At 46.7% G+C, this 26,392-nt stretch carries 21 protein-coding genes; 16 read left to right on the top strand and 5 right to left on the bottom strand.

Annotated features, from left to right (window positions below):
• Positions 1 to 4: 4 nt before the first annotated feature.
• The 15 genes from LRP49_RS22630 (at position 5) to LRP49_RS22560 (ending at position 20,672) form a co-directional block, all read left to right on the top strand.
• Complete coding sequence (locus tag LRP49_RS22630) at positions 5 to 1,360, top strand: type VI secretion system contractile sheath domain-containing protein (protein WP_274145254.1); 1,356 nt, start codon at positions 5 to 7, stop codon at positions 1,358 to 1,360.
• Positions 1,357 to 1,779, top strand: coding sequence for a type VI secretion system baseplate subunit TssE (gene tssE / locus LRP49_RS22625; RefSeq protein ID WP_274145252.1), 423 nt, complete (start codon positions 1,357 to 1,359; stop codon positions 1,777 to 1,779). The genes LRP49_RS22630 and tssE overlap by 4 nt, the downstream gene beginning before the upstream one ends.
• The gene (gene tssF / locus LRP49_RS22620; RefSeq protein ID WP_274145250.1) at positions 1,772 to 3,553 is read left to right on the top strand and encodes a type VI secretion system baseplate subunit TssF; all 1,782 of its coding nucleotides are present in this window, start codon (positions 1,772 to 1,774) and stop codon (positions 3,551 to 3,553) included. Before tssE ends, tssF begins: the two co-directional genes overlap by 8 nt.
• Positions 3,535 to 4,515, top strand: coding sequence for a type VI secretion system baseplate subunit TssG (locus LRP49_RS22615; protein WP_274145248.1), 981 nt, complete (start codon positions 3,535 to 3,537; stop codon positions 4,513 to 4,515). Before tssF ends, LRP49_RS22615 begins: the two co-directional genes overlap by 19 nt.
• Before the next feature lie 11 nt (positions 4,516 to 4,526).
• A complete protein-coding gene (tssH, locus tag LRP49_RS22610) occupies positions 4,527 to 7,139 on the top strand; it encodes a type VI secretion system ATPase TssH (protein ID WP_274145246.1) in 2,613 nt (870 codons plus the stop codon).
• 102 nt (positions 7,140 to 7,241) lie between these two features.
• The gene (locus tag LRP49_RS22605; protein ID WP_274145244.1) at positions 7,242 to 8,408 is read left to right on the top strand and encodes a D-alanine--D-alanine ligase family protein; all 1,167 of its coding nucleotides are present in this window, start codon (positions 7,242 to 7,244) and stop codon (positions 8,406 to 8,408) included.
• A complete protein-coding gene (locus tag LRP49_RS22600; protein WP_274145242.1) occupies positions 8,405 to 10,621 on the top strand; it encodes an MFS transporter in 2,217 nt (738 codons plus the stop codon). The genes LRP49_RS22605 and LRP49_RS22600 overlap by 4 nt, the downstream gene beginning before the upstream one ends.
• The gene (locus LRP49_RS22595; protein WP_274145241.1) at positions 10,618 to 11,760 is read left to right on the top strand and encodes an ABC transporter substrate binding protein; all 1,143 of its coding nucleotides are present in this window, start codon (positions 10,618 to 10,620) and stop codon (positions 11,758 to 11,760) included. The genes LRP49_RS22600 and LRP49_RS22595 overlap by 4 nt, the downstream gene beginning before the upstream one ends.
• A 54-nt stretch (positions 11,761 to 11,814) precedes the next feature.
• A complete protein-coding gene (locus tag LRP49_RS22590; RefSeq protein ID WP_274145269.1) occupies positions 11,815 to 12,513 on the top strand; it encodes a type 2 periplasmic-binding domain-containing protein in 699 nt (232 codons plus the stop codon).
• Positions 12,497 to 13,531, top strand: a complete 1,035-nt coding sequence (locus LRP49_RS22585; protein ID WP_274145240.1) for a type VI secretion system-associated FHA domain protein — start codon at positions 12,497 to 12,499, stop codon at positions 13,529 to 13,531. The genes LRP49_RS22590 and LRP49_RS22585 overlap by 17 nt, the downstream gene beginning before the upstream one ends.
• A gap of 1 nt (position 13,532) precedes the next feature.
• Positions 13,533 to 14,024 (top strand): type VI secretion system lipoprotein TssJ, encoded by a 492-nt coding sequence (gene tssJ, locus LRP49_RS22580; RefSeq protein ID WP_274145238.1) that lies wholly within the window; start codon positions 13,533 to 13,535, stop codon positions 14,022 to 14,024.
• A 9-nt stretch (positions 14,025 to 14,033) separates the two neighbouring features.
• Positions 14,034 to 15,347 (top strand): type VI secretion system baseplate subunit TssK, encoded by a 1,314-nt coding sequence (gene tssK, locus LRP49_RS22575; RefSeq protein ID WP_274145236.1) that lies wholly within the window; start codon positions 14,034 to 14,036, stop codon positions 15,345 to 15,347.
• A 6-nt stretch (positions 15,348 to 15,353) separates the two neighbouring features.
• Positions 15,354 to 16,499 (top strand): type IVB secretion system protein IcmH/DotU, encoded by a 1,146-nt coding sequence (icmH, locus tag LRP49_RS22570; protein WP_274145235.1) that lies wholly within the window; start codon positions 15,354 to 15,356, stop codon positions 16,497 to 16,499.
• A 1-nt stretch (position 16,500) separates the two neighbouring features.
• Complete coding sequence (tssM, locus tag LRP49_RS22565; RefSeq protein WP_274145234.1) at positions 16,501 to 19,962, top strand: type VI secretion system membrane subunit TssM; 3,462 nt, start codon at positions 16,501 to 16,503, stop codon at positions 19,960 to 19,962.
• Positions 19,959 to 20,672 (top strand): protein kinase domain-containing protein, encoded by a 714-nt coding sequence (locus tag LRP49_RS22560; RefSeq protein WP_274145232.1) that lies wholly within the window; start codon positions 19,959 to 19,961, stop codon positions 20,670 to 20,672. Before tssM ends, LRP49_RS22560 begins: the two co-directional genes overlap by 4 nt.
• A gap of 69 nt (positions 20,673 to 20,741) precedes the next feature.
• On the opposite strand, the gene LRP49_RS22555 is transcribed toward LRP49_RS22560, so the two are convergent.
• From LRP49_RS22555 to LRP49_RS22535, 5 genes are all read right to left on the bottom strand, one after another.
• Positions 20,742 to 20,987, bottom strand: a complete 246-nt coding sequence (locus LRP49_RS22555; protein WP_274145230.1) for an HP1242/YdcH family protein — start codon at positions 20,985 to 20,987, stop codon at positions 20,742 to 20,744.
• Positions 20,988 to 21,081: 94 nt separating this feature from the next.
• The gene (locus LRP49_RS22550) at positions 21,082 to 21,702 is read right to left on the bottom strand and encodes a LysE family translocator (protein ID WP_274145228.1); all 621 of its coding nucleotides are present in this window, start codon (positions 21,700 to 21,702) and stop codon (positions 21,082 to 21,084) included.
• A 58-nt stretch (positions 21,703 to 21,760) separates the two neighbouring features.
• Positions 21,761 to 22,060, bottom strand: coding sequence for a PAAR domain-containing protein (locus tag LRP49_RS22545; protein WP_102318666.1), 300 nt, complete (start codon positions 22,058 to 22,060; stop codon positions 21,761 to 21,763).
• Positions 22,057 to 22,632 (bottom strand): DUF6931 family protein, encoded by a 576-nt coding sequence (locus LRP49_RS22540; RefSeq protein ID WP_274145224.1) that lies wholly within the window; start codon positions 22,630 to 22,632, stop codon positions 22,057 to 22,059. Before LRP49_RS22540 ends, LRP49_RS22545 begins: the two co-directional genes overlap by 4 nt.
• Positions 22,632 to 24,620, bottom strand: a complete 1,989-nt coding sequence (locus LRP49_RS22535; RefSeq protein WP_274145222.1) for a type VI secretion system Vgr family protein — start codon at positions 24,618 to 24,620, stop codon at positions 22,632 to 22,634. The genes LRP49_RS22540 and LRP49_RS22535 overlap by 1 nt, the downstream gene beginning before the upstream one ends.
• A gap of 540 nt (positions 24,621 to 25,160) precedes the next feature.
• On the opposite strand from LRP49_RS22535, the gene LRP49_RS22530 reads away from it, so the two are divergent.
• A complete protein-coding gene (locus tag LRP49_RS22530; protein WP_274145220.1) occupies positions 25,161 to 26,369 on the top strand; it encodes a NupC/NupG family nucleoside CNT transporter in 1,209 nt (402 codons plus the stop codon).
• Positions 26,370 to 26,392: the final 23 nt, after the last annotated feature.

The raw sequence follows: 26,392 nt of genomic DNA, 5'->3' as shown, positions 1-26,392 counted from the left end.
GCCGATGATGTCTAGCCCAGATTCAGCGATAAACTTGGAATCCAGCGAGCACTGGCGGGCTCTGCTGGAATCATCACGCACGAACAATGTAGGTCAGTTTAAAGCTCAGTTAAGCAAATTGATTGATGCGATTGATGAGAAAGTCAGTGAGCAGCTATCTGCCGTCATTCAAGCCTCTGAGTTTAAGAAGCTTGAGTCCAGTTGGCGGGGAATTCAATCGCTGATAGAGCTTCCGATCTCTTTGCGAAGAATTCGCGTAAAGATCTTAGATGCATCTTGGAAAGAAGTCGCTAACGACGTCAGCCTGTCATTCAGTGTTACGCAATCGGTGTTGTATAGAAAAACATACTCGCAGGAGTTAGACACTGCTGGTGGACAGCCGTTTGGCATGATGGTTGTTGACCACCGAGTTCATCCCGACTTTAGTGAAGATAGTGACTACGATGATCTCTATACATTGCAGCTTCTATCTGAAGTTGGAGAGCGTGCACTGTGTCCAGTTGTTCTAGGCGTAGATCCTTTCTTTTTTGGCGACCAACCCGAACGGCAGCTACACGATAACGCGCGTATCGCTCGCATTTTAGACAGTGATGACTACCGTTCTTGGCAGTTGTTGCGCAAAAATTCATCAAGCCGTTTCCTTCACTTAGTGCTACCTGAATACAGTCAGCGGATGCCATGGATTAACTATCCCGCCGGCTTTGTTTTTAACGAACACCCAGTATATGACCCTGTGCTTTGGGGTAACCCTGCTTACCTGTTGGCATCTAACGTTCTCAGAGAATTCGACCGCATTAGCTGGTTTGGTTTTATGCGAGCGTACGATGAAACGGCGAGTCACGGTGCCATTTTGCCGGAAAACGAAAACCAGCATGCCAGAGTCGATATTTTTAGCGAAGAAGATGGGTTTTGGTCTGAGCAGGGGTTTGTATCTCTGACAAGTCTCTATTTGAGTGGGCAAAAAGGATTTTTTTCTAATCAGTCTGTTTGGCGCGCACCTGATGAAGCCAGTCGTCTTTTAGGGATGCTCCAAACCAATCTGATGGCATGTCGGTTCGGCCACTATATCAAAGCACAATTGCGTGACCAGGTCGGCAGCTTTGACAGTGCTGCAGATTGTAAGCGCAGCTTAGAGCGCTGGATTCAAAAGTATATCAGTGCAGTGGATTACGGTGATGATGCCGTTATGGCCCGTTATCCACTTAAGTCTTGCGAGATAAATCTGACGGAAGATGCGTCAGATGTAACGCGTTATTTATGCGAAATAAAACTTCAACCTCAGTACCAATACGAAATCCTTGATGCGCAAATCGTACTTTCGACCGCAGTTAGCGCAAATGAGGTGGGAGAGACGGCATGAGTTTAACCATGAAGTTGCGGCAAGCATGGCGAGATGACCTTGATGACGTTAGAGAAGACATTGTCTCTCACATCGCGTCATTGATTTCCGGTCGTGCACCTATCTGGGTAGGCAATGAAGACCCAAGTCAGTTATCCGGCACCATCGTAACAATGGGAATGCAAAATATCGCGCGTTCTCAAAGCAAAGCCAACAGTGACGTAGTTGGCGAGGAAATCCGCCAGTTAATAAAAACGTTCGAGCCACGTTTATCTGCGGTTGAGTTAGAGGTTAACGAAGAAAGTACAAGCAACAACCAATTGGAGTTTCGTATCACCGCAGTTATGCATTCCGAATATGGGGATGAAACTGTCGTTTTTGATTCATTTCTGGACTTTAGCACCAGCAAACTTGATGTAAGGAAGACTAATCTTGTCTGACTCTTTGCTTGCTTATTTTGAACAAGAGCTTCGCTTTATTCGAGAAGAGGCTGCCGCTTTTTCAAGGCGTCATCCGGGTGCTGCGAACGCACTTGGCTTAAATAAAGAGACGGTAGACGATCCTCAAGTTGCGAGATTAATTGAAAGTGTTGCTCTGTTGAACGGGAAGCTACAGAAACGACTTGATGACACCTATCCTGAGTTCACTGAAAGTCTATTACGGCTTCTTTTCCCACATTACCTTCGACCCGTTCCGTCCTTCAGCATTATGCGTGTTGGCGTGGGGGAGGATGCGTCAGCGCAACATGTTTTGCCTAGGCACACTGAATTTGATGTAACGGATGAGTCAGGCAACGACGCTGTTTTTCGAACGACACAAGCACTTACCCTAAATCCTCTCTTCCTTAGTGGGTTTGATATTGCAATGGCCCCGTTTGACATTGTGAAACCCAAAGGGGCAGAACAATCGAAAGCAATGGTGAGCTTTACCCTCACAACATTTGATGAAGGAACCGCGTTTTCGTCCCTAGATATCCCGCACCTTGATATGCAATTGCAGGGTGACCCAAACCTTATGCTTCGTTTCCATGACATGCTGTTCGCAGGCATCGAGCAGGTTGTGCTTTCGTGGTCTGGTGGAGAAGTAGTACTCGGTTCAGAGTGCTTAGAAGTGGTTGGTTTTGACAATGAACAGTCGACATTGCCTTATCTGGCGAGCAGTTTTTTTGGGTTCAAACTTCTCACCGAGTTTTTTGTGTTTCCAGAGCGTTTTCACGCCTTGCGTATTCATTTTTCCGATGCACTAAAATACGTCGATGCTCACGAAATTACCGTGAATGTGTTTATCGAGGATGTCGCGGTAGACATTGCAAGGGCACTCTCTGTCGATAATTTTGAGCTTCACTGCACACCTGTGGTCAACCTTCAGACCATAACCGCAGAGCCAACACGTATTGATTTCTCACAGCCAGCATACCCACTCATACTTGATGCCAGCCGACCAGATGCGTTATCGCTGTTTTCTATCGAGAAAATTGAAGACATTGACGAGCAGAGTGTCACGTTTGTCCCTGAACTTTATAGCGATAAATATCACGCAGCGAAAACAGGCTATCGATGGCAACTCGCAGAACGCGAGTTAGAAACGGGCGACCGAGAATACAGAATTAAAGTATCTGATACGCGAAATGAAAGTGCAGACAGTGAACCACGAGTATGGATAGTAACGACGCTCTGTACAAACGGGCGCAACGCCGCGCGGCTGACGACACGCAGCAAACTGCAATGTCGTGACACTATCACCATACCGGGTGAGCCTGTTTTATCTCGTCGACCTACGCAGCCTGCGCCAAAGAAGGATTTGAAGAACAGCACGTGGGTGTTGCTATCCCATTTGCACTTTAACTATCACGCGATTTTTGGGGCTGAAAACCCTGTTGCACAACTCAAGTCTTTGTTTCGACTTTACAACCACCATGAAAGTCAGCAGGTGAACGCGTATATCAACGCCTTAGTGTCAATGGATACTGAGCAAGTTGTTGCTCCAATTCGAGTCTCCGGAAAAAGTTGCTTTGCCTACGGAACAAAAGTGCATGTCACGCTGAATCCCGCCGATCTCGTAGGTGGTGTGGTTCTGTTCTCCAATTTACTGGATCGCTTTTTTGCTTGTTTTGCTGGTTTCAATAGCTTTACGCAGGTTGAGGTTTTGCTGGAAGGGCATGACGGTGTGTTTAAAACGTTCCCAAGGAGGTCAGGTTGCAAAAATCTTCTCTGATCAACTGGGTTGAACACCCTTATCTCGCGTCTTTACAACGCAGTTGGCAGCTCATTAAGCACCATGCTCAAGCTCAGGATGCCAGACCAAATATACGGTTCAAGGCAGCTAAGCTGCCCGCACATTACCCTTCAGCGGTGGTAAACGTAACCCATAGCTATGGTCACGACTGGGAGGTGACAACGTCTCTAGAAGCACTTTCTGGGGCAAAAGGGGTGATGCCGCGCGGTATGTATAAAGAAGCGATGCAAGCGGTATTCAATGAAGAAAACCACGCATTATTGGACTTCTTCGATAGCTTTAACAATCGTTACTATCGGCTGCTCTGCCAATCGGAAATTAAGCATGATGTGCCTGCTCAACGCGAAGAAGAAACGTTTTCGTGGAGTCAGTACCGCCCTTCTATTACGCATCTCTTGTCCAATCTTCACGGTGCTGTGTCGAGAGAGAATACCATCCCCAACAGTCACTTCGTCCAGTACACGGGGTTGGTGGGACTAAAAATAAGTTGCCCAGAAACGTTGCGAACCATGCTTGAAGACTACTTCGGCTACCCCTTCGATGTTGTGCGATCAGGCTTGTCCTATCAACCAATTACACCAGACGCCTTGACCCGATTGGGAGAGAGCGGGCGCAATCGGTGCTTGGGTCTTGATGCACTTGTGGGGAAAACGGCCGTTATGGCTGGGCAAAAACTCGATGTGAAAATCAAACCAAACAGTTATCAGGCGTACCAAGCGATCCGCGCTGATAGACGTCTGATTGGCGCGATCAGCGAGATGGTAAAACAGTACATCGGGGTGAACATAAAATTTCGTCTGTTGATGAAGGTCAATGGACAGTATCTGCCGACATTGAAATTGGCGGAAACGGAAGGAAAAGGGCAGCAGTTGGGCCAGTCGGCTTGGATAACCACGCATGACAACAAGCAAACATTTGTCGAAATGCCACTTAATGGATAACGGATTTCACTATGATCAACATTGAACTGCAAAATCTCGTTCGGCGTTTAGCGCCTGGTTTAAAAATGTCACTTGAGTCTGCCGCGGGTGATTGCATGTCGCGTACACATTACGCGGTGGAATTGGAGCATTGGTTTTCACAGTTACTCAAAGATTCCACATTGGGTTGGCATGCAGCAGTTAATCAAAGCAATGCATCAAAAGATACGTTGCTCGATCAATTGGATCAGAAGCTTTCTGGCTATGCGCGCGGAAATGATGCTGCCCCATCCTTATCACCTGCACTCATTGAATTGACCAAGGATGCTTGGCTGCTTGCCTCGCTCAATGAATCTCAGGCAAGTATTAACGAGTTTCATTTGCTTCAAGTATTGCAACAGCGTATCTCGCAAAGTGCCTACACGGGGCCTCTAGCCAGTTGGATTCAGAATTTATCATCGGAGTGGCTACGTGCAAAGGCGAAAGAAGCCTCTAAAGGTTCACTGTCTGAAGCTGCTGCATCAGGTTCGTCTATGGCACCCGTTGGCGATGTAGGGACGGCTGCACTTGATAAATACACACATAACCTGACTGAAGCGGCGCGAAATGGAAAACTCGACCCTATTTCGGGGCGCTCAAGTGAAATCCGTAAATCAATCGACATTTTGTGTCGTCGTCGCCAGAACAGCCCAATACTCGTTGGCGACCCGGGTGTAGGTAAAACAGCGATTGTTGAAGGTCTTGCACAACAAATAGTCGATGGGAACGTACCGCCAGCATTGGCGAATGTTGAACTTCGAAGTCTTGATCTCTCTCTGTTACAAGCCGGGGCTAGCATCAAGGGTGAGTTTGAGAATCGCCTCAAAGATATCATCAATGAAATCAAGCAGTCTCCGACGCCAATCATCATGTTTATTGATGAAGCGCATACCTTAATTGGTGCAGGTGGTGCGGCGGGTCAAAATGATGCGGCAAACATTTTAAAACCGGCATTGGCGCGCGGAGAGTTTCGCTCTCTAGCGGCAACAACGTGGGCTGAGTATAAGCAATATTTCGAAACGGACGCGGCACTCACTCGCCGTTTCCAAGTCGTTTCTGTTGATGAGCCAAACCAAGAAGACGCCATTCAAATGTTGCGTGGCGTGAAAGATAGCCTTGAGAAGCACCACAACGTAAAAGTGATGCAAGAGGCTATTGATGCAGCCGTGATCCTTTCTATCCGTTATTTACCAGAAAGAAAGCTACCAGATAAAGCGATCAGCCTGCTTGATACGGCATGTTCTCGCATCGGTCTCAGCCAAAGTGCCACGCCTCAGCAACTTGAGGGTTTGGAAGAGCAAATTCGATATACAAACAATGAAATTGCCTCCTTGCGACATGAGTCTGCACTCTGGTCGGTTGAAAATGATCAACTTGCAATCGCAGAATCTCGTTTGGTTACCCTCAAAGAAGAGCATGACGCGCTAGAAAAACAATGGGAAGAAGAAAAGACACTCGTGTCAGATATTCTGACCCTGCAAGATGCGTTGGATGAAAAATACATCGCGGGTGAAGACATTACGGTGCTGCCTGAGCGCAAAGAGCTTGATGAAAAAATGGCGGCGTTGCGTGAACGTCAAGGTGAGCAACCTCTGGTTCTGCCGCAAGTAAATCAACAGACCATCGCGGAAGTGATTTCTCTATGGACAGGGATCCCTGTCGGCAACATGGTGAAAGAAGAAGTAGAGCGATTAATGAACCTTGAAACGCACATTGGTGAGCGTGTTATTGGTCAAGTAGCTCCTATTGATGAAATCGCGAAAGCAATCCGCATGTCCCGTGCAGGTCTGACAGATCCAAGAAAACCTGTTGGCGTTTTCCTAATGTGCGGGCCAAGTGGTGTGGGTAAAACGGAAACTGCATTGGCGTTGACTGACCTTCTTTATGGTGGCGAGCAAAACATCACGACCATCAACATGACGGAATTTAAAGAAGAGCACAAAGTTTCGATGCTGCTTGGTTCTCCTGCTGGATATGTTGGTTACGGTAAAGGCGGGGTATTGACGGAGGCAGTGCGAAAAAATCCCTATTCTGTTCTGCTTTTGGATGAAATGGAAAAGGCGCACCCGGGTGTTCACGATTTGTTCTACCAAATCTTTGATAAAGGCACGATCAGTGATAGTGAAGGCAGAGAAGTCGATTTCCGCAATACCATCATCATCATGACGTCAAACGCGGCCGATAGTGCCGTTGTTGCGGCTTGCACAAACGGTCGACCTACCATACCTGAAGTGACCGAAACCATTTTCCCTGAATTGCAGAAATTCTTTAAACCTGCATTTCTTGGGCGCGCGACTGTCGTGCCGTATTTCCCGTTGAATGAAGAAGAAATGGCGGCCATTGCGAAACTGTCTCTCAAACGCATTGAAAAACGCGTGACTGCACACTACGGCGCGACGTTTAGCTATGCCGATGAAGTTATTGAGCAATTGGTACAGCGCAACAACTCTCCGGAAACTGGCGCACGAGCGATTGAGCAAATTATCAATCGAACACTCATGCCGGAATTGGCGAACCAATGCATTACGCGAATGAGTGAGGGGGAGCCCATCACGGCAATCAAAGTAAGTGCTGAAGGTAATCAGTTCGGCTTTGAAATCAAATAACGCGCTGCATGCTCAGGATGAGCTGACTGACCTACTTGGAACTGACAGTTTCAGGTGGGTCAGATGAAACACAAATAATGATAAAAGTGTTAAGGGAATTGCATGGTTGCTGCACTGTTTAACCCAGAGCAGATTGATTGGATTAAAGAACGCGTAAAAATAGCGGTAATTTGTGGCGGCGAAAAAGGCTGTTCGGATAACTATGTTTACGAAAACTTGAGCCCACGCTCAACGAAAACATACCGCTATGTTGCCGAAGATATCGTTTCAACCTTGCAACATGAGGGATTTGCGAGTGTAGAAGTGCTTGAGGAAAATATGCACTTACCTCAACAGCTTAAATCATCAACTATCGATGTGGCATTTTTAAACAGTGGAGGGCTACAAGGTTACGACTCCATGTGCCACTTACCCTCGATGATGGAGATGTTAGGTGTTCCCTATATTGGCCATACACCGATGACAGCGGGGCTATTGGACAATAAATTGATGCTTAAAAGCGAGTTGTCCTCATTGGGCATCCCTACGGCCCCCTTTATTACATTGGAACCTGGTAAGTCAGTGCTGGATGCTTCGTGTCAACGGGCTCTCAATTACATCGATCAGGAATTTGGTGAAGGCTATATCGTCAAACCCGTTGTAGGCAGGGCATCTATTCATGTATATCCCGTGTTTCACCGTTCAGAGCTGCAAGAGATCGTTGAGCGTGTTCATCGAGCTACCAACAATGTCGTGCTAATTGAACCCTACCTTTCCGGCGCAGAGTTTGTTGCGGCGGTTTCTGGCCGAGTTTTATATCGGGCAGGTCAACTTGAAGAATCTGATAAACCCTTCGTTTTTTCTATATTCGAGCGAGTATTGGACGACGGTGAACATATATTTACGTCCATGGATGTACGACCGATTACCGTTGACCGCATGAAGCCGGTGGTTGATGTGTCATTGAAAAAAGATATCGAAGATATTGTCGTTCGCATCTTTAGGGCATTTAACCTTCAAACGCTAATCCGCGTAGATTTAAGGATGGATAATAAAGGACGTCTTTTTGTCTTAGAGGCGAACCCAAAACCTGATTTAAAAATGCCAAGAGGGGATGAGATTAATCTCGTTACTGCAGGGTTGGATGAGGAAGGAATGAAGTATGAAGAACTCCTTCAATCATTGATATTCAATCGACTCCAGTATTTATATCGTCATCGACCTTCAACATTGTCCCATTGCTTGAATCATTCCCTGTTCAACGTGACGAATCGGGGAGTGAGTAGATGAGCCAATATATAAAAAACAGTCGTATCTTCTTCGGCATTTTGTTAGTCAGCATGTCACTGTTTTTGATCGTCGTTGTCGGTTACGCCCAAACACTAAAAAGTTACAAGGCACAAACGAGAGAGGCAATATTGGCACAGGCTGAAGTTGCCAAACTCAATATTGAACAGATTCTGAATTCAGGTGTGCCACTTCAGGAAATTGCAGGGCTGCAGACCTTGCTGGCACCCATTGCAGATACCGACCCGTCTGTGGTTGATATCCGTCTAACCTCTGGAGAACTAGAGCTTTATCGATATACCAATGTGGTTATTGAAGGCAACCTAGTTTCCATTCCGCTGAGCAACAAGTTTTCTGTCGCGGGTTCGTTGGAAATATTGTTAAGCGACGCGCCTATTAAAGGCCTGGTTGACAGTAGTTTCAGTGTCATGCTTTGGGTAGCACTTATTCTTATTGCGCTTTTTGTTTGGTCTATCGCGATTCAGCAAAGCGGTGCCAGATACCTGAAAAGTTTCTCAGTTGTTTTTCTCACCATGACCTTACTGGTTGTTGCACTGGTGTCTGTGTTATTGAAACAGAGCTTAGAAAACAAAGCGGTGGCGATGAGCGATATCATAAGTCACCGTATTGCGCCGATTATGCAAGAGGAAATTGATCCGTCTCTTGTTGTCGGGCTGGATGAGATGCTTGCTGATTTTATCAGTACGAATAACGAAGTCGCTTCATTGACCCTGAATGTGGGTGGAGAGCGCGTGGCGTACAGTGCTGATGAAGCTCATAGCCAGTGGTTATCGCAGCTTGCAACCTATGAAAGTACGAACAGCCTAGGCAATAGCACGTCGATTTCGTTTCACCCAGAGGTGCTGTTAGAACAGTTACTTCGTGTATTGAAAAGCTTTGCTATTTTGTTTGGTGGCTGTGCGTTTGTCTGCTTCGCCTTTGTAAAGTTATTAAGCAGAGAGGAAAAGCAGCCGAAGCGTGAGAACGTTCTAGATAAGATTAAAGCACTGCTCCTCATGACAGTCCTAATGGAGTCCCTTATGGCTCCAATGCTGCCAGAATACATTGAGGTTGTGGTGTTAAATGCGGGTTATTCCGGGCTGACAGCATCATTGCTGTTCTCTTTTTATTTCCTCGGTTTTACCGTTACCTTACTCCCAGCCGCGCGCTTAGCCGACTTTATGGATTCGCGTCAGATACTTATTGGTGGCATTGTTCTGTCTGCTATGGGGAGCTTGGCACTGATCATCGGTGATCAGCTCTCCATGATACTGGTCGCACGCTTCGTATCCGGTGTAGGGCAAGCGGCAATTTTTATCGCTGTTCAACACTACATTTTGTCCCACAGTAATCAGGAAAATAAAACCCAAGCGGCTGGCATAATCGTATTTTGTTTCAATGCGGGTTTTATCGCGGGAGCCGCATTTGGTGCCCTCTTAGTCGACATGATCGGTGTGAAAGGGATCTTTATGCTGTCAGCACTCATTGGCGTCAGCATGTTCGTCTTTGCCCAATGGCTTCCTACTCAGTTGGGTACAAAAACACTTCCTAATGCATCATCCAAATACCGTCTTCTCAAATATGGCGTAAAAACCATGGGACAAGATGCAAAACGCTACATCGCTCAATCTGCATTTTTAAGAGCCCTGTTGTTAGTAGGAGCACCAGCAAAAATGTTGATGACAGGTGTGGTGTTCTTTGCCATCCCGTTGGTGTTGGCCGAGCGTAATATCGCCAGTGAAAGCATTGGGCAGGTATTGATGACGTATGCCATTGCTGTGCTTTTTGTCAGTGGAAAAGTCGCACCGATAATCGATAAACGCGGTGACGCAAAGCTTGCACTATGCCTGGGCAACGTATTTTCAGCAATCTCACTCGTGGTTCTCGGCATAGGACTCCAGAGTAGTTCAGATATGCTCGTGGTTAGTTTTTCTTCGGTATCAATGCTGATATTGGGCTTAGCTCATGGCCTGATTAACGCACCCGTCGTTACGCACGTGATCAATCATGTACCGTCCTCTGATGAAAGCACCGCAGCGTCAACCTATCGATTTTTGGAGCGATTTGGTCATATTTCAGGAGCCATTTTGGTTGGTGTTTTCATCAGGTATTTTGGCATCGAAATGGGATTTTTCTTGCTGGCTGCCGCGTTCTCTATCTTTGGCCTACTTATGTATCTACTTGATGGTGAGAAGCTTGCGGAGGCTAAATCATGAAAGCGCGTTTGATAATGCTTCTTCTCACTTTCTTCGTGGTTACAGGCGCGCAAGCAGAACAGCTATGGCCTGAGTGGTTGGGTGAAAGCGTTAAAATGTCTGCCGCCAGTGATTGGCGATTTAGCGGAAATGACAACGTTTTACAGATCCTTCCAAAGCGAGAAAACCCCACGATTTTGGTCGTCGTATCTCGCAAAGCCGAATCCTATGATACGGCGTTAAGCACCATGCTGAACGTGTATAAACAAGAGTTTGAGGGGGTGAAATTCAGTGTGGTTAAACTGCCGGGCAGTGAGGCAGAACTGGATACCTTGTTGTCTGCTGCTGAGAACAAGGCAGATCTCCTTTACACCATGGGGTCAAAAGCCACCGTCGTGATCAGCAAAGCCTATAAAGGTACTGATTTGCCCATCGTCTCGGTGAATGCCAAGGATCCTGTTTTACTTGGGCTTGTTGATGATTACAACGGCTCTGGTACCAACTTCGCGTACACGTCGTTAAACCTCCCTGCCAATGTCACCCTTAGCTTTTTATTGCGCTATATGCCGGATCTTTCGCAAATCGGCGTGCTTTATGCCAGCGCTAACGCCAGTGCGTATTTAACCCAGTATTTGCCGTTAAAAAATGAAGCAGAGAGAAGAGGGATTCGCGTGCTCGCACTGGAGGTCGATGAAGCCGTTGCGGATAAGACGCTTGAAAGTGTTATGACGTCGGAAATAAGGGCAATGCGGTCTCAAGACGGCCAGTTATCGCAATCTCTGCTCTGGTTGACGGGGAGTTCAAGTTTGCTAGCGAGGGTTGATGAGATCAATCGAATGTCCTCTAACTTGCCGTTGCTCACCGTGGTACCAGAAGCGGTAAACGGTGGTGAAGACAGTGCGCTTATTTCGGTTGGGGTAAGTTTTGTGAACAACGCCCACCAAGCCGCGTTGTACGGTATTCGCATTCTACGAGATGGCGAATATCCAGGGGATTTACCGGTGGGGGTAATTTCACCACCAGATATTTCGATAAGTTTTCGTCAAGCGAAGCGGTTAAGCAAGCCAGTACCGTTGGTGTTTTTGGAAATGGCCAGTGATGTCTATGCCGATGATGGCACCATCGTTCGCGCCCAAGGCATGAGTATGGAGAAACGTTAGATGCTGCAGAAACAACGTTGTATCAAACAATTATCTCTTATGAAATTCATCGTCATGATGATGTTCATCATGATGCCTTTCCCGTCTGCTGCGGGTGTTGGCCCAGAGCGTTTGTTACTTACAACGCAAGAGTGGTTCCCCTATCAGTACAAAGAACAAGGCGAAATGAAAGGCCCTGGCGTGGAGTCAGTGAAATGTGTGATGAAAGATCTGAAGCAGCCATATCAATTGACCATGACTAAATGGGACAAAGCGCAATTGATGGTTGAGGTAGGTAGTCAGCATGGATTCTTTTTGGCGTCGCAAAACGCCATTAGAGACACCTATGCCGTGTTTTCTGACCCGCTTGATCAACAAAATTGGAGCTGGGTCTTTTTGTCTGATGCGACAGATGTAGGAAGCGAAAAATTCAAAGAACATATTGAGGTTGCAGCGCTATTTGGCTCTAACAAATGGTTCTGGCTGCATAAGCAAGGCTACAAGGTTGAACGCAAGCCTCGAACGGCGGATGCATTGTTAGAGTTACTGTTGAATGGAGAAGTTGGTGCCATTTTGGCTAACGATGCAGTGATTGACGAATCAATAAAAAAGCTCGGTGTTAGCTATCGAGCAATTTCAAGAAAGCGTGTGAAAAGCAATCCATTAGGTGTTTATTTTTCTCGAGCATTTGTCGAGAAGTATCCGCAATTCTTAGACGCTTTCAATTCTTCTGCCAAGAAATGTATGGGAATAGGCTATGCCGTTATCAATTAGGATTATTAGCTCGCCTGCAGGTGAGACCGTTTCTGAGTGGAATAAACAGTTCCCAGAAGATGGTGGAGAAGTGGGTCGAGCGTATGGTGCAACGCTTCAATTGAGTGATGCCAGTCGTGAGATTTCAGGTACACATGCCATGATCAAGAAATCTGCACGTGGCTATCAGGTGATTGATAACAGTACGAATGGCTTGTTTATCAACGGGTCTCCCCAACCGCTGGGGAAAGGTAACCAAACGACGTTAAATGACGGTGACGTTCTAAATGTTGGCCAATATCGCTTGTTGGTTTCATGTTTTGTTCCCGAGCAAGCCACTGCTGTTAAGCAGGCTCAGACGGCAGGTGCAGAAAATACACCATTTAGTGATGACCCATTTGCAAGCCAAGAGCCTCGACCAAGCTTTCAAGAACCGCGGCCTAGTTTTCAAGAAGCATCACGAAGCTCTGCGGCGTTTAATCAAAACGTTCAATCTAACCCATTTGGACGCTCCCAAACGCAGAGTTCGCCGCCTGTTAGAGAGAGTCTCGCGCCGGACTTTGATTTTTCATCATCCGGTATTAATGCGAATGACCCGTTTCAGGACACAGTCCCTTCACCTGATAAAGCCGCGCCTCAGAGTGAGCTAGTTGATGATTTTTCGGATGATCCGTTTGTAGATGGTGACAGCGATACCTATTTCCCTAGTTTTACCGCAGAAGCTGAAGATGTATTTGAGCCCGTAGGCAACAAGCACACCTCACTCGCCGAATTTCTGACACCACGAGAGCATGAACAACAGTGTGTGGAAAAGGCCATGGAGCTCGCGTTAGCGCGACTATTGGAAGAGTTGGCACCTGATTCATTGGAACATATGTTCAACGATCTGGTTCGCCCTTCCTTTTTTGGTCGAAAGCCTAAGTATTGGGATATGTATAAACGCTATTTCCAGCGTCAAGTCACTAACAGAGACTGGCAAATCAAGTTTGGAGCTTATTTCCAAGAGTCTTATCGCATGCTGAAAATGGGAGAAAAATAAGATGAAGCAGTACCTCATCGCTATTTTGTCGGTCGCATTGTTGGGGGGATGTGGCAGTGCATCTTCGTTAAACCCATTGGATTGGTGGGCCGATCCGACAGCTCCTGTTTTTAAAATAACCATCAAAGCAGCAAGTAACATCAATCCGAATGTTGATGATCTGCCTTCTCCCGTGGAAGTGCGTGTTTACCAGTTAAAAGACAGCGAAGCGTTCAATCAAACGGATTTCATTCAGATATATAGCGATGATCAGGGGGCGTTGAAAGCCGATCTTCTCTCTAAACGGTATCTGCCGAGTGTCGTGCCTGGCGAGACAACCTCGGAATTTATCCCCGCCAGTGCGGAAACAAAATTTGTAGGGATCATAGTCGCGTTTGCCAATTACAGGGAAGCAAACAACAAAGTCATTTACGAATCGTTAGGTAATTTTTCACAGATTCTTTCTCTCCAATTAGATGGAATCAACCTGACGATGACGGGCGAAGAGGAATAAGCCGTGGACATGAAAAAGGTCGTCTGGAGCGAGGGCATGTTCTTAAGCCCTCAGCATTTCCAGCAACAAGAGCGGTATTTGGAGCATTTTGCCAAGTCTTACTGCGGACAAATTGCCCCGGGCAGTTATGGGTTATCTGAATTAGACATGGATCCGGCAATGCCAAAGATTGGCAAAGTTGGGGTTAAGAAAGCAAAAGGGATCTTTCCTGATGGCACCCCCTTTGAATTGACGCAAGGCTTGGTGCTAGATATTCCCAAAGGGACACTTAACAAGCGTGTATACCTTGCGATACCGGTTTATCGAAGTGGTGTAGTGGATGTCGGAGAGGGCGCACATCTTCGCAATACGCCGATTGAATACAATGCTTACGACACCAGTCGAGACCATAGCGAAGCGGTTGCACTCGAAATCGCAGAGCTAAACATAGTACTCAAGATAGAGGGCGACGACCTTCAAGACTACACCTTGCTCCCTATTGCGTTTGTATCCGAGCACAAATCTGAAGGTGAAGTGCTTCTTAATAAGGCATTTGTGCCAGCAAGTTTAAAATTCAACGTTTCCGATTACTTATTAGATTGCGTGTCAGAAATCTATGCGCAAATGCAGTATCGCGCGCAGACGATATCGACGCGTCTACAAGTTGATAGCGGCAGCAAAAGTTATCAGGCATTGATGCGTGATTACCTTTGGCTTCAGACATTGGGAGGTTGGCTTCCTAAGATCAGGCATTGGCTGGACAGCGGGGCGTTGACCTCTGAAGCACTCTATCTCGAGTGCATTGCAATGGTCGGACAAATGCAAGGTTTGGAAGGGCGTATGCCCGAAGAGTTTCCGAAGTGGAACCCCAATAGCATGTACGACAACTTCTCACTGGCGTTTGCTGAAATGCAGGTGCTGCTGCGCGAAGTGCAGTTGGATAACGTCACTACTTTGCCATGGGACACCAGTTTATTTGCTTCGCGTCGTCTGTTGAGAACCATAGTGAAAGATCGTGCCTTGGTAAATAACGGGCGGTTCATCATGGTGGTTTCGTCGGATACGTTGGGAGCCGTTGAGTTAGGTGAGCATTTCCCATTAGCTGCCAAATTGGCAGGTAACAGTGACATTGCAGACCTTGTTCGCAATGCCTTGTCGGGCGTTGAATTGCGCTATCTCCCTGTTGCACCAACAGAGCTTAAATCTCGCAGTAATTCGGCCTACTTTGAAGTCAATGTGCACTCTGAACTGTGGCAAGCACTTGTAAAAAGGGATGAGCCTATTGCGTTACATATTGATGAGCTTGTTGGGAATGTGACCGTTGAACTGCATGTGATCAGGTAATCGCGAATGAGTGGATTATTTAACGAAGAACCTACCATTGTTATTCGACGTCAGCAGTCAGAATTGTCGTCATCACCCGCTCAGGATGGCTCAATGCCAGAGCTTGGCGATAGTGGGCTACTTATCGAAAATCTTGCCGTCTACGGCAGTCCATTGCTCAATGCCGCAACAGAATTGTTAGGGACATTGGTGACATTACCAAGGCAAGGCGAGCCGAGGGATCTGGAGCGCTTTCGTCAGCAAGTTCTTGATGGTATTGCAAACTTCAAACGACGTGGCCTATATCTTGATTATCATCCTAGTGTTATCGATCGTAGCTGTTTTGTTTTGTGTGCAGCCTTTGATGAAATCATTCTATATACAGAGTGGGGGCAAAGAGCGCGTTGGGAGAATCATTCGTTATTGAGCAAAATCTTTAACCAGCGTAATGGCGGTGAGGTGTTTTTTGCGTTGCTTGAAAAAGCCTGCCAACAGCCCGCTAAGCTGTCAGACTTTATTGAGCTTCAATATATCCTCATAATGCTTGGGTTCAAAGGGCGATACCGACACGCTGACCCAAGCGCATTGCATGATGTGAAATCGGACGTATACAGCATATTACGACATTATCGAGAAGAGTCGCGTTTACCTGTACCAACAACACCGCCGCTTAATAAACACAAACAACCCACAAAACCGCTCAGCATCTCCAAAATTGTCTCTATCACAGCATTGTTTTTGGTCGTTGGCTATTTAGCCTCTGAGTATTGGTATCACAACCGAAGTGCAGTGTTGCTTTCTCAATTTTCGTCACTTGACTTGTCAGATATTAATCTCGCTGCAACGAATCAAGATTTAGTTTACGTCAGTACCCCAGAAGATCTTGGGTTAACACCGCTAAAACCTGTCAATTCTGAAGCTGAGTCTGCGGCGAAAACTGCCATCAATGTTGATTGGGAAATATTGTTGGCCGTGTTCTCTCAATCTTCCGATGTCATCAAATTATCAAATGCGTTGAGCAAATCAGGTTATGACACCTACTCCAAGGAAACAGACAATGGCATCGAACTGATCATGGATGCAGGGACCAACCTAAGTGCCATTAAGAAGCTCAAAAATGAACTTAATGTTCGCTACGGCTTGAATGCAACCATCCGGAGGGCGCAGCAGTAACATGAAAAGAGCATTTCTTTTGAGCATTATCGCACTGCTTCTCGCTTCAGCGAGCTTAGTTGCTTGGTGGCTGATCCCCAACACTGAATCGCTCGCTTGGGTGAGAATGAGTTTGCTGGTTCTGTCGGTTCTTATGCCGACATTGGTGCTTTTGATTGGTTTCATGACGAGGCCAAAGTCGGAAGAGTCTATCCAAAAACACGACCAGCAAGTCCTGTTAGAGCAGGACACGAAAGCCATACGAGACATATTTTCTGCTTCTACAAAGAAGATCCGAGGTGATGGGAAACGCAAGCTTTCCAGCATGTACGCTTTGCCGTGGTATCTTTTAGTTGGGCGTCAAAACAGTGCAAAGAGCGCACTTCTACGTCAAAACAATCTGGAACCAGTGCTTGACGTTCAACTCAATGAGAATGATGCGGAGCAGTATCTTCGTTTTTGGAGTAATGACCATCTGGTTGTGATCGAAGTCGGCCATCGCGTATTTGATCATGACGGCATCGATTCGGACCTTTGGAAAGTAGTAGGTCAGCAGCTTTTAAAATATCGACCTAGGCAGGGTTTAAACGGTGTCATTACGGTTGTTGAAGCTAATCGTCTTATTGAAGCCGACAAGAAGGAAAAGCAAGCCCTTGCAGTGACACTTCAAGATGCCATTTTGTCTCTCGCAGAAAAATTAGGCATCGACTTACCTGTCTATAGCGTGTTTACAAAAGCGGATGCCATTGCGGATTTCATTCCTTTCTTTGAAAGCTTTTCTGGAAGAGATGTCGACAATCCATTTGGTATCACATTGTCCAATGATGACACCCATCGGTTCGATCCCCTGCAGTTCGACGAGAAAGTAAAACTGCTGCTGAAAGAACTGGTTAAACAACAAATGACCTTGCTACGCAATGTGACCAATGAGCAGACTGATTCAGTAATTGCCTTGCCTTACCAATTGCGGGTTTTCTTTGAGCAAGCCAGAAGCTTGATGGCGGATGTCGGTCGAGAAAACCGTGTGCGTAGTGCGGTATGGATTCGAGGTATCTACCTTGTGTCTAGCGCGCAAAGTGGCAAAGAGTTGGATTTGCTCACTCAGGCAATTGCGGAAAAAGCAGAATTTAATACGTTATCGCGCAAAGAGCAGTTGCCGGGGCGACGAGGCTACTTTGCGGCAAGGCTGTTTTCAGATGTTTTACTTCCTGAGTATCGCATTACAGCGATGAACCCATACCGACAAACCCGTTACCTCTTGTCGCGAACAGGGATGGTGGCTGTCGCCTTGTTGTTTGTTTTGGGGGTTTCTGCGGTAGTAAAACAAAGTTGGGACCATGACGAGGCGTGGCGCGCTGAGGCGCAAACACAACTGAGTCTTTATAAAAACGACATTGAGAGGTTAGAGAAAGAACCGCATACCATCATTGATACGATCACCGTGTTAAATGAGTTGAGAGTTGTGGCAAAGGCGGGGATTGCACCTACGCCTTGGTATGAAAAAGTCAGTGTTAACCAACAAGCGACCGCTGATGAGGTATATCGAATCTATGAGGAACAATTGCACTTATTCTTGCTCCCGCGTGTTGAGGAACTTGTTAGCAACGAACTGTATGTGTATGTCAGCCTGGGAAATCCAACAAGGATTTTCGAAATTCTTCGATACTACAAAATGCTCTTTAATGAAAAACAGCTGGATAAAGAGGCTCTGATTTCTTACTTGCTTAATAACCTTGAGGACCAAGGTGAAGCGTCCGTCCAAGATGTACAGACGTTGTCATTGCTGTTAGATGATCTGTTGAGTAGTCAGTATGACCATGCCATTAAACCAAACAAAGAACTCATTTCGGTTGCATCAAGTAACCTCGAGGGTCTCTCGCCGGAAAGACTGATTTATGCAAGGTTGAAAAGCTTGCCTGAATACCGCACACAGGTCGACATTCGACGTCAGCTAGGCGATAAATTTGATGTTTTGTTTGAGTTTTCCGATGGTTTTCATGGGTATGTTATGCCGGAGGTATTTACCAAGCAAGGCTACGAGAATTTGGACCTGTCTGCGACCTCACCCGTATTGAAGCAACAATATCAAGAATTCCGCGCGATTCAAGGTGACATGTCTTCTGTGTCTTTGTCTGAAATGACGAACTTGAGTAAACAGATACAACGTCTGTATTTCTCCGATTATATCTACCGCTGGCAGGACATTCTAACCAATATCAAGGTAAAGAGTTTCAGTTCGACGACCGATTTATCTTATACCTTGCGAATGTCTAGAGAGCCTTCCAGTGGGCCAATGCTCGATCTGTTAGATGCGATTGTCATCAACACAACCTTAGCCAATGAAGAAACAGCAGATACTGCTGGAGCGCAAAAAACTGCTCAAGCATTGGGGTTAGGGAAAGTTGCGAAAGCAGCAAAAACCGCCAACAAGGTGAATAATCTTGCAGGGGATAAGCTCCTCAAACTTCAGCCAGCGTATGTTGTAAATGAGGCGTTTGCTGGTTACAACGTGTATATGCGAGGTCTGGGTGGGGCAGGGAGCCCACTGCCTATTGATCAGCTGATTGCGCAGTTTGATAGCCTGAATACCTACTTTGATACGGCGTTAACCAGCCCAGATCCGGGCAAGGTTATGATGGATTATGCCGTTGCGCACGCTCAAGGAAGCCAAGATGCGCTGGTCATGTTTGGCCGAGAATCGAGTAAGGCTCCAGGTCAAATAGCCGGTTGGATCAAGTCGGTGGAAAGACAGGCCTGGCAACAAGTCATTCGGTCGAGTGCGGGCTATCTGAATAAGCAATGGGAAGAGCGGGTTTATCTTTTTTATGTAGCAACAGTTGAAGGCCGTTTCCCGTTCTCTCTACAGGGTAGAGGTGAAGTTGCGATCGATGACTTTGCTAACTTTTTCAAACCACAAGGCAAGGTTGATAGCTTTATCGATCAGATGCTTATGCCCTTTGTCTACTGGGATAATGGCATTTTAAAACTTCGCGAGATTGATGGTCAGGTAATGCCGATTAGCACCAATACACGCGCCCAACTTAAAAAAGCGCGGAATATTAGTGAGCTTTTCTTTGGCAAAGCAGGGCAGGAATTAGCTCTTCAAGTGTCTATTCGCCCTAGCTCTATGAGTACGGATGTGACTGAGTTTCAAATGCGTGAGGTTGAAAACGTGTTTAGCTACCGTCACGGCCCACGTGTATGGAGTAACGTTGCTTGGCCGAGCATTGGCCTTGATGGCTACCTGAGCACGAGTTTTTATGAGGGGGACAACCGAGTCGCCACGAGAAACTATGCCGGTGAGTGGGCCCTGTTTAGAGCTATTTTCGACGGAGACTCGAGCGCGACGAGCGATAGACGGATAAATAAGCTTAAATATGAGTTAGATACTCACAAAATCGTGCTGGATTATACCTTGCTGGACAGCTCGATTGCGTTAAACAAGGATCTGTTTACACAGTTCACTTTACCGAGACGCTTATGATGAATTCAAATGATCTTAGAATGGTCGCCGAAGCTTTGGCAATGCAGGAAAGCTGGCAAGTAGGAAAAGTGTTAGACAGGAAATACGAACTGACGCGACCGTTGAGCTCCAAGCCCGTGGCGAATTCATATTTAGCGACGGAGTTAGAAACGGGTGACAGTGTGGTGTTACGACGATGCCCACCAGGCGCAGAAAGGGGTAGCCTCGAAAGAGAATGGGAAGCCTTGGAAGCGTGCAAAGGTGACTGTGTTCAAGAAGCACTATCGCTTTATCCTGCGACGGGTTTTCTGTCTTTAACCTTCTACCCTAATGCGACGCCGCTTATCGATTTGACGCCAGAGCAGGTTGATGCTTTTCCAATCTTGTTGCCTAAGATATTAAAGGCTCTCAGCCATTGTCATAAAGCCGGTTGGATTCATGGTGATATCAAGCCTTCGAACGTATTGTGGGACCACGACAGTAATTCTATACGGTTGATTGATTTTGGCGCGGCGATGCCAATTGGATTATCGAGAAAAAACCTCGCGTCATGGCATATGAGTACCGGATTTTCTCCCGAGTCACAAAGCTCGGGAGAAGGTGCCGCCCACCCTTCGGATGATTGGTTTGCACTGATTCGTTGGATTCGACAATTGGACAATATCGATGTGTCGGAAACGTCTAGGCATAATCTAGACAGGACATTAGCGTGGTTGAGTACCCAAATGTAAAAAGGGACGCGCCAATGTGGCGATGTCCCTTTTCGTAGGAAATGATGATAAATGGACGAATAAAATGGCTTATTTGGCACTTTGCACTAATTGAAGGTGCAGTGCGTCTTTCATCATTGCGCGTTCATGCTTTAGTTCTCTCATCGAGTCATCGTCGATAGGAGAGTCATTCATTTCGAGTTTGCGGATCTCTTTATCGAGCGCGTTGTATTTTTTCATTTCACTGGCAAATGCGGCGTCACTCCCTGCCAACTCATCAATCAGATTTTTAAACTCTGGAAATTCGTTCAAGAGCGAATGGTTTTCACCTAACATAGTCACCTCTTTACTGTTGTGCTTTCTATAAAGTCTAGAGCCAAACAAGGAAGTGAATAGACGCGTTTTTTAGAATTTTAGCGTTAAGGAAGAATTAGCCTTTCGCCAGTAATGCAATCCCACAACTGGCAAACAACCCACCACAAAGTTTGTTAAGCCGTTTTTTAGCCTTTTCGCTAGAGAAGAAAAACGTCGCTTTCGCGCCTACAAAGGCATAAGCCGCAAGAACCGAACCGACAGAAAATGTTGATATAACTACAACGAGCAGTACTTCGGTGGATGATATGGTCGTCACATCGACAAACGCAGGGAAGAAACCCATGTAAAACAATATCGCTTTGGGATTCGATAGCGTAGTAACGAGGCCAATAAATACACTGGAAAGGATGCTTTTGGCTCCCTTGGGATCGGTAGGATGAGTGTGTTCACCCGTCGGTGCTGCCCAGCATTGGTAGGCAATCCACAGCAAATATATTGCACCCAAATATTTAATCATGCCCGCAAAACTGCCCATCAGAGATGCGATTGTGCTCAACCCTGTTAGCGCGAGAAAAATGAAAATGTAGTCTGCGATTAACACACCGAAGACGACGAAAAGGCCTTGCCCTCTGCCATAGGATACAGAACGTGTTACGACGGCCAGAACAGAAGGACCAGGAATGAGCGCAGAAAGAAATAAGGCACCAAACAGTGCCAAGCTTGAAAGGAGGGTCATGGTTTTCTTACACCGTTACCGACAAGTTACTTTCTCGTATCCTACCAGACATAGACACCTAACCACCAATAAGCACGGTCGGCATGCCTACCACAATGGTACCGCCATGTGCGGTCATGTCGCCCATTCTCGCTGCGGGTAAGTTACCAAACAAAACCGTTGCACTACCTTTTGTGATGGTGTCTGGCGGCCCAACACAGGTACACATTTGCCCTACCGTTGCGGCTGGCATATTCGCAATCAATACCGTGCAGGGGAGGGGAAGAATCGGACCTCCCACATGGGGAATTGGAGGCACTGCGGGTGTTTGCATGGGGCAGACATGCATATCTCCGGCTCTTGCCGCGGGTAACGTCATGCGGCACTCCCTAGGTTTCCATTTCCACCATTAGCGATGTTGATACCCATTTCAATAAATTGGTGATAGCGGGTCTCAGCATGCGCACCATCAGGCAAAATAGCGGTGAGATTGATAGAGCCACCAACGGCTTGCGCGTAAAGATATTCTGGCGGGGGGACGACAGGGTCAGACGGGCCAGTCATACTTCCCCCGCTCCAAAAAACGGCTTGGGCTATCCAACCTGCACCGTTTTGAAGGGTTGCTTCATTGGCCGTTTGCTCTGCATATCGCCGGCTGGTTTCATCAGGCGTATGCACCCACGCTTTAGCAGCGCGTATCGCATTACCCTCTGCCTCATTCCAATCGTTTCTTGTGTCAGCACATACACAACCCCACCAGACGGCCTCTCTGACGGGCAATCCATGCGCGAGGAATATGACAGCGTCGGCATACAGCCCTTCTTGTACGGCTCGTTGAATAAGTTGCTGCGGTGTCATGCCCGGCTCGACGAGGGGGAGAATACCTTCTTGCGGATCATACAGCTTGAGAATGTGCTCAGCCAAAGGATGGGGAATTTTGATATAACTCATTAGTTCACCTTCGCTATTGCGCCCTGAATTTGGACCATCGCGCCGCCTTTAACTTCGGCCATCGCACTGCCGTTAATACTTACCATCGCGCCTTTGATGTCCGCTTTGCCTGACCCTTCAACGGTAACCATCGCACCTTTTAACTCTGCTTTACCGCTGCCATTAATGCTGACTTGCGGTGCGTCGATTTTTATTCCGCTATTGCTAATCTCAATCTTGCTACCTCCGACCGAAAGTGAAATCTTGGTCGTGCCTTTTATTTCAATTGTTTGGCCATCGACCGAGACTTTTGACGTGGCTGAAATTTCCGTATTGCTTCCCGCGTCTACCTTCACATTCTTATCGGATGACAGTGCCATATCCGCTTTCGCGCTGGCAGAGTACTTGTCATCCGTTTTAACGGTATAGGCTTCTTTACTCGTGACATCGATGGTCTTTTCAACGGTCAATGCTTCTTTGCCAGTGACAGTACGGGTCGCATCGTTAAGCACTTCTACCATTAAGTCTTTTTCGGCATGCAAGAAAACTTGCTCTTTATCTTTTGCATCTTCAAAACGCAATTCATTGCCGTTTTTGCTGCTGCCTTTAGGGGTTGAGCGTGTTTTAATGCCGCTTTGCGTTGCTGCAGAATAAGGAGGAACGTTTTTGGTGTTATATATTGAGCCTGCAACAACGGGCCTATCTGGGTCACCCTCGATATAACTGACTAAAACTTCGTCGCCAATACGCGGAATGAACTGCATACCAAAGCCGTTACTTGCAGCCCCTTGAACCACAGGTAACCAGCAAGATGTGTTCTCGTCGTTTTTACCGTCCAAATCCCAATGAAACTGAACTTTAATTTGCCCTGACTTATCTTTATAGATTTCTTCGTTACTGGGCCCTGTTACGGTCCCTGTTTGGACGCTATAGATTCGTGGCTTATCGATAAAAGTGGGGCGGTAAGTGGTTTTTGAAGGGATGCATTCAAATGCATTATTACACTCAAAAGGTTGATTGCCTTCGCCACCAGAGAATGATGCTGATAGCGAGATTACTAAATACTCTTGATTGAATGATGAGATGGGATGCTCGGAAAGTGTAAATGTTTGGCCGACGCAAAGTGGGGTGGCTTTTGAAGTCCCGTTACTGATGACTTTAAGTGCGTCATGGCTCTCCATTTGTCTTTTAGCACTATCCCTTATCGCCGATTTGTCAGAGAAACCTTGTCCATAGCGATACGCAGCGAGCGTGGATACACTTGCTTTGCTTGATGATTTCTGTGCTCCGCTAGAAATCGCTTCGGCGATAGACTCGCTATGGTCTGCCAATGAGATGGATGAGGTGTTAGCACGCGTACTTGTCTGCCACGATTTGACCTCACGAGACGGTTCAGGATTCGGTGTTTGGAAAGTGAAGGTACTGCTGTCGACCGATTTAAAGGATTGATTGGTGTCTCCAACTACCACACTTGGCGAGCTGCCAGTATGATCAAAATGGTAGTGCCATCCTTCAAAACTTAAAAGACGTTGTATAAATGCAAGATCTGTTTCATCGGCTTGTGTGCAGTATTCGTGGGTTGTACCCGAACCTGAAACAGAGATTTTCACATAACTTTTTACGCCAGCATCATTGAGAACAGATTCAATAATCTGTTTCGTACTCATGCTCTGATAGATTTTGCGATTGCGACGGAACTGTAACAGAGAGAGTGGGTCGGTGGCTTCGATGGAGTAATAATACAGCTCTTTTTCATCGCTATAGCTTTCAAAGATGACATCAGTTACGAGGGCAAGAAGTTTGGTAGAGTCTGCTGGGCTCGTTATTGAGCATGAAAGCGTTTTGCTCAGTGACTTCTCCGTGATTTCTTCATCACTTGCGATGTAAGCGCGTAAGACACAAGCTTGCGATAGACGCGACTCCATTTTGAGGCTAGTGACAATGTACGGCCCTTTGCCATCGACTGTTGCCGTAATCGGGCGAACAGAAACCTCATAAGCACTTCCCATAGCATTTCATCCCTCACCTTATCATCATCGTTCTTATTCAAATCTGATGGCCGCATGGTGGTTGATTTAACGTTGTAGTTGCACATGCAGCATCATCAATCTTAAGACACATGACTCAGTATGCCTCTTTATGCATCCTTCTTTGCGCACAAGATCAATCTAATTTGAAATCTCGATGAAATCTTAAAAAATGTCAAAAATAACCCTATGAATAATATTGATATTTTAAAGAATAGGGTGGGATTGAACGTATTTGCCTCAGAAAAACCGCTTGTCAGGCGAAACATGAGTTGGCTATACTCCGCGTCCGGTTAGAGCAAGCACGTCGTTGACGTGTTTATAGCCAGCTTTCAATCGGCTGCAACATGGAAACTTGCCCCAAGGAACAGGGCCCAGCGTAACTGAAGCATTTTTTGGGCCTTGATACGTCGCCTTTGGGTAGAGACTCCACATTGCAGCTCCCGCTTTATGTGTTGCCTTTATCTGCGCGCGTCAAATCTCAGCCCCGCAAAAAATCCAGATACATAGCAAGGTAACATAATGCATATTCTTCTAAGTTTGGCCGGTATTCTGGCTCTGTTAGTCTGCGCGTACGCTTTATCAGAAAGTCGTCGTGACATTAACTGGCGTACCGTTGTAGGGGCATTCGCGCTTCAAGCCGGTTTCGCTGCACTGGTTCTTTATTTCCCTTTGGGACAAGCCGTTTTAGGCTCACTAAGTAATGGTGTTTCGAGCGTATTATCGTTTGCAGATGCAGGTATTGGATTCGTTTTCGGTGACCTAGCGAGTGGAAACTTCATTTTTGCGATTCGCGTTCTTCCCCTCATTATTTTCCTCTCTGCAATCATTTCTCTTCTTTACTATCTTGGCGTTATGCAATGGCTAATTAAAGTCATTGGTGGTGGTATTCAACGTATGCTTGGTACGAGCCAAGTGGAATCACTGGCTGCAACCAGCAACATCTTCCTCTCGATGAGTGAAGCATCTCTCGTTATTCGCCCCTTCCTGCAAAACATGACGCGTTCGGAACTGTTTGCGGTAATGGTTGGTGGTATGGCGTCAGTTGCGGGCTCCGTTCTGGGCGGCTATGCAGCACTGGGTGTTGAATTGAAATACCTGATTGCGGCGAGCTTCATGGCAGCTCCAGCGGGTCTATTGATGGCAAAACTGATCGTGCCTGAGCGCGAAGTTTCTGGCTGTAATAACGAAATCGACCTAGAAAAAAGCGAAGATGCAAACGCGATTGACGCGTTGGCAACGGGCGCAATGAACGGTGTTAAAGTAGCGGTAGCAGTCGGTACCATGCTGATCGCGTTCGTGAGTGTCATTGCTATGTTGAACGCAGGCTTTGAAATGGTAGGTGGCTGGTTCGGCTTTGACGGCCTGACATTGCAAACTATCTTTGGTTACCTTTTCTACCCACTGGCTGTTGTGGTTGGCGTACCGTTTGACGAAGCAATGATTGCCGCGTCACTGATTGGTCAGAAAACCATTCTTAACGAGTTTGTAGCTTTCCTAGACTTCGTAAACGTGAAAGAAGCGATGTCTGCGCACACGCAAATCATCGTAACGTTTGCGCTATGTGGCTTTGCCAATATCGGTTCAATTGCTATCCAGTTGGGTTCAATCGGTACGATGGCTCCTGAACGTCGCCAAGACGTTGCTAAGCTAGGCTTCCGTGCGGTTGCTGCTGCGACGCTCGCAAACCTTATGAGTGCGGCACTGGCGGGTCTGTTTATTGCGCTGTAATGAATGACAGCAATGGCTGAATA

It is taken from the genome of Enterovibrio qingdaonensis (genome assembly GCF_028683135.1).
Lineage (GTDB): Bacteria > Pseudomonadota > Gammaproteobacteria > Enterobacterales > Vibrionaceae > Enterovibrio > Enterovibrio qingdaonensis.
This window is presented reverse-complemented; position numbering and strand designations above follow the sequence as displayed.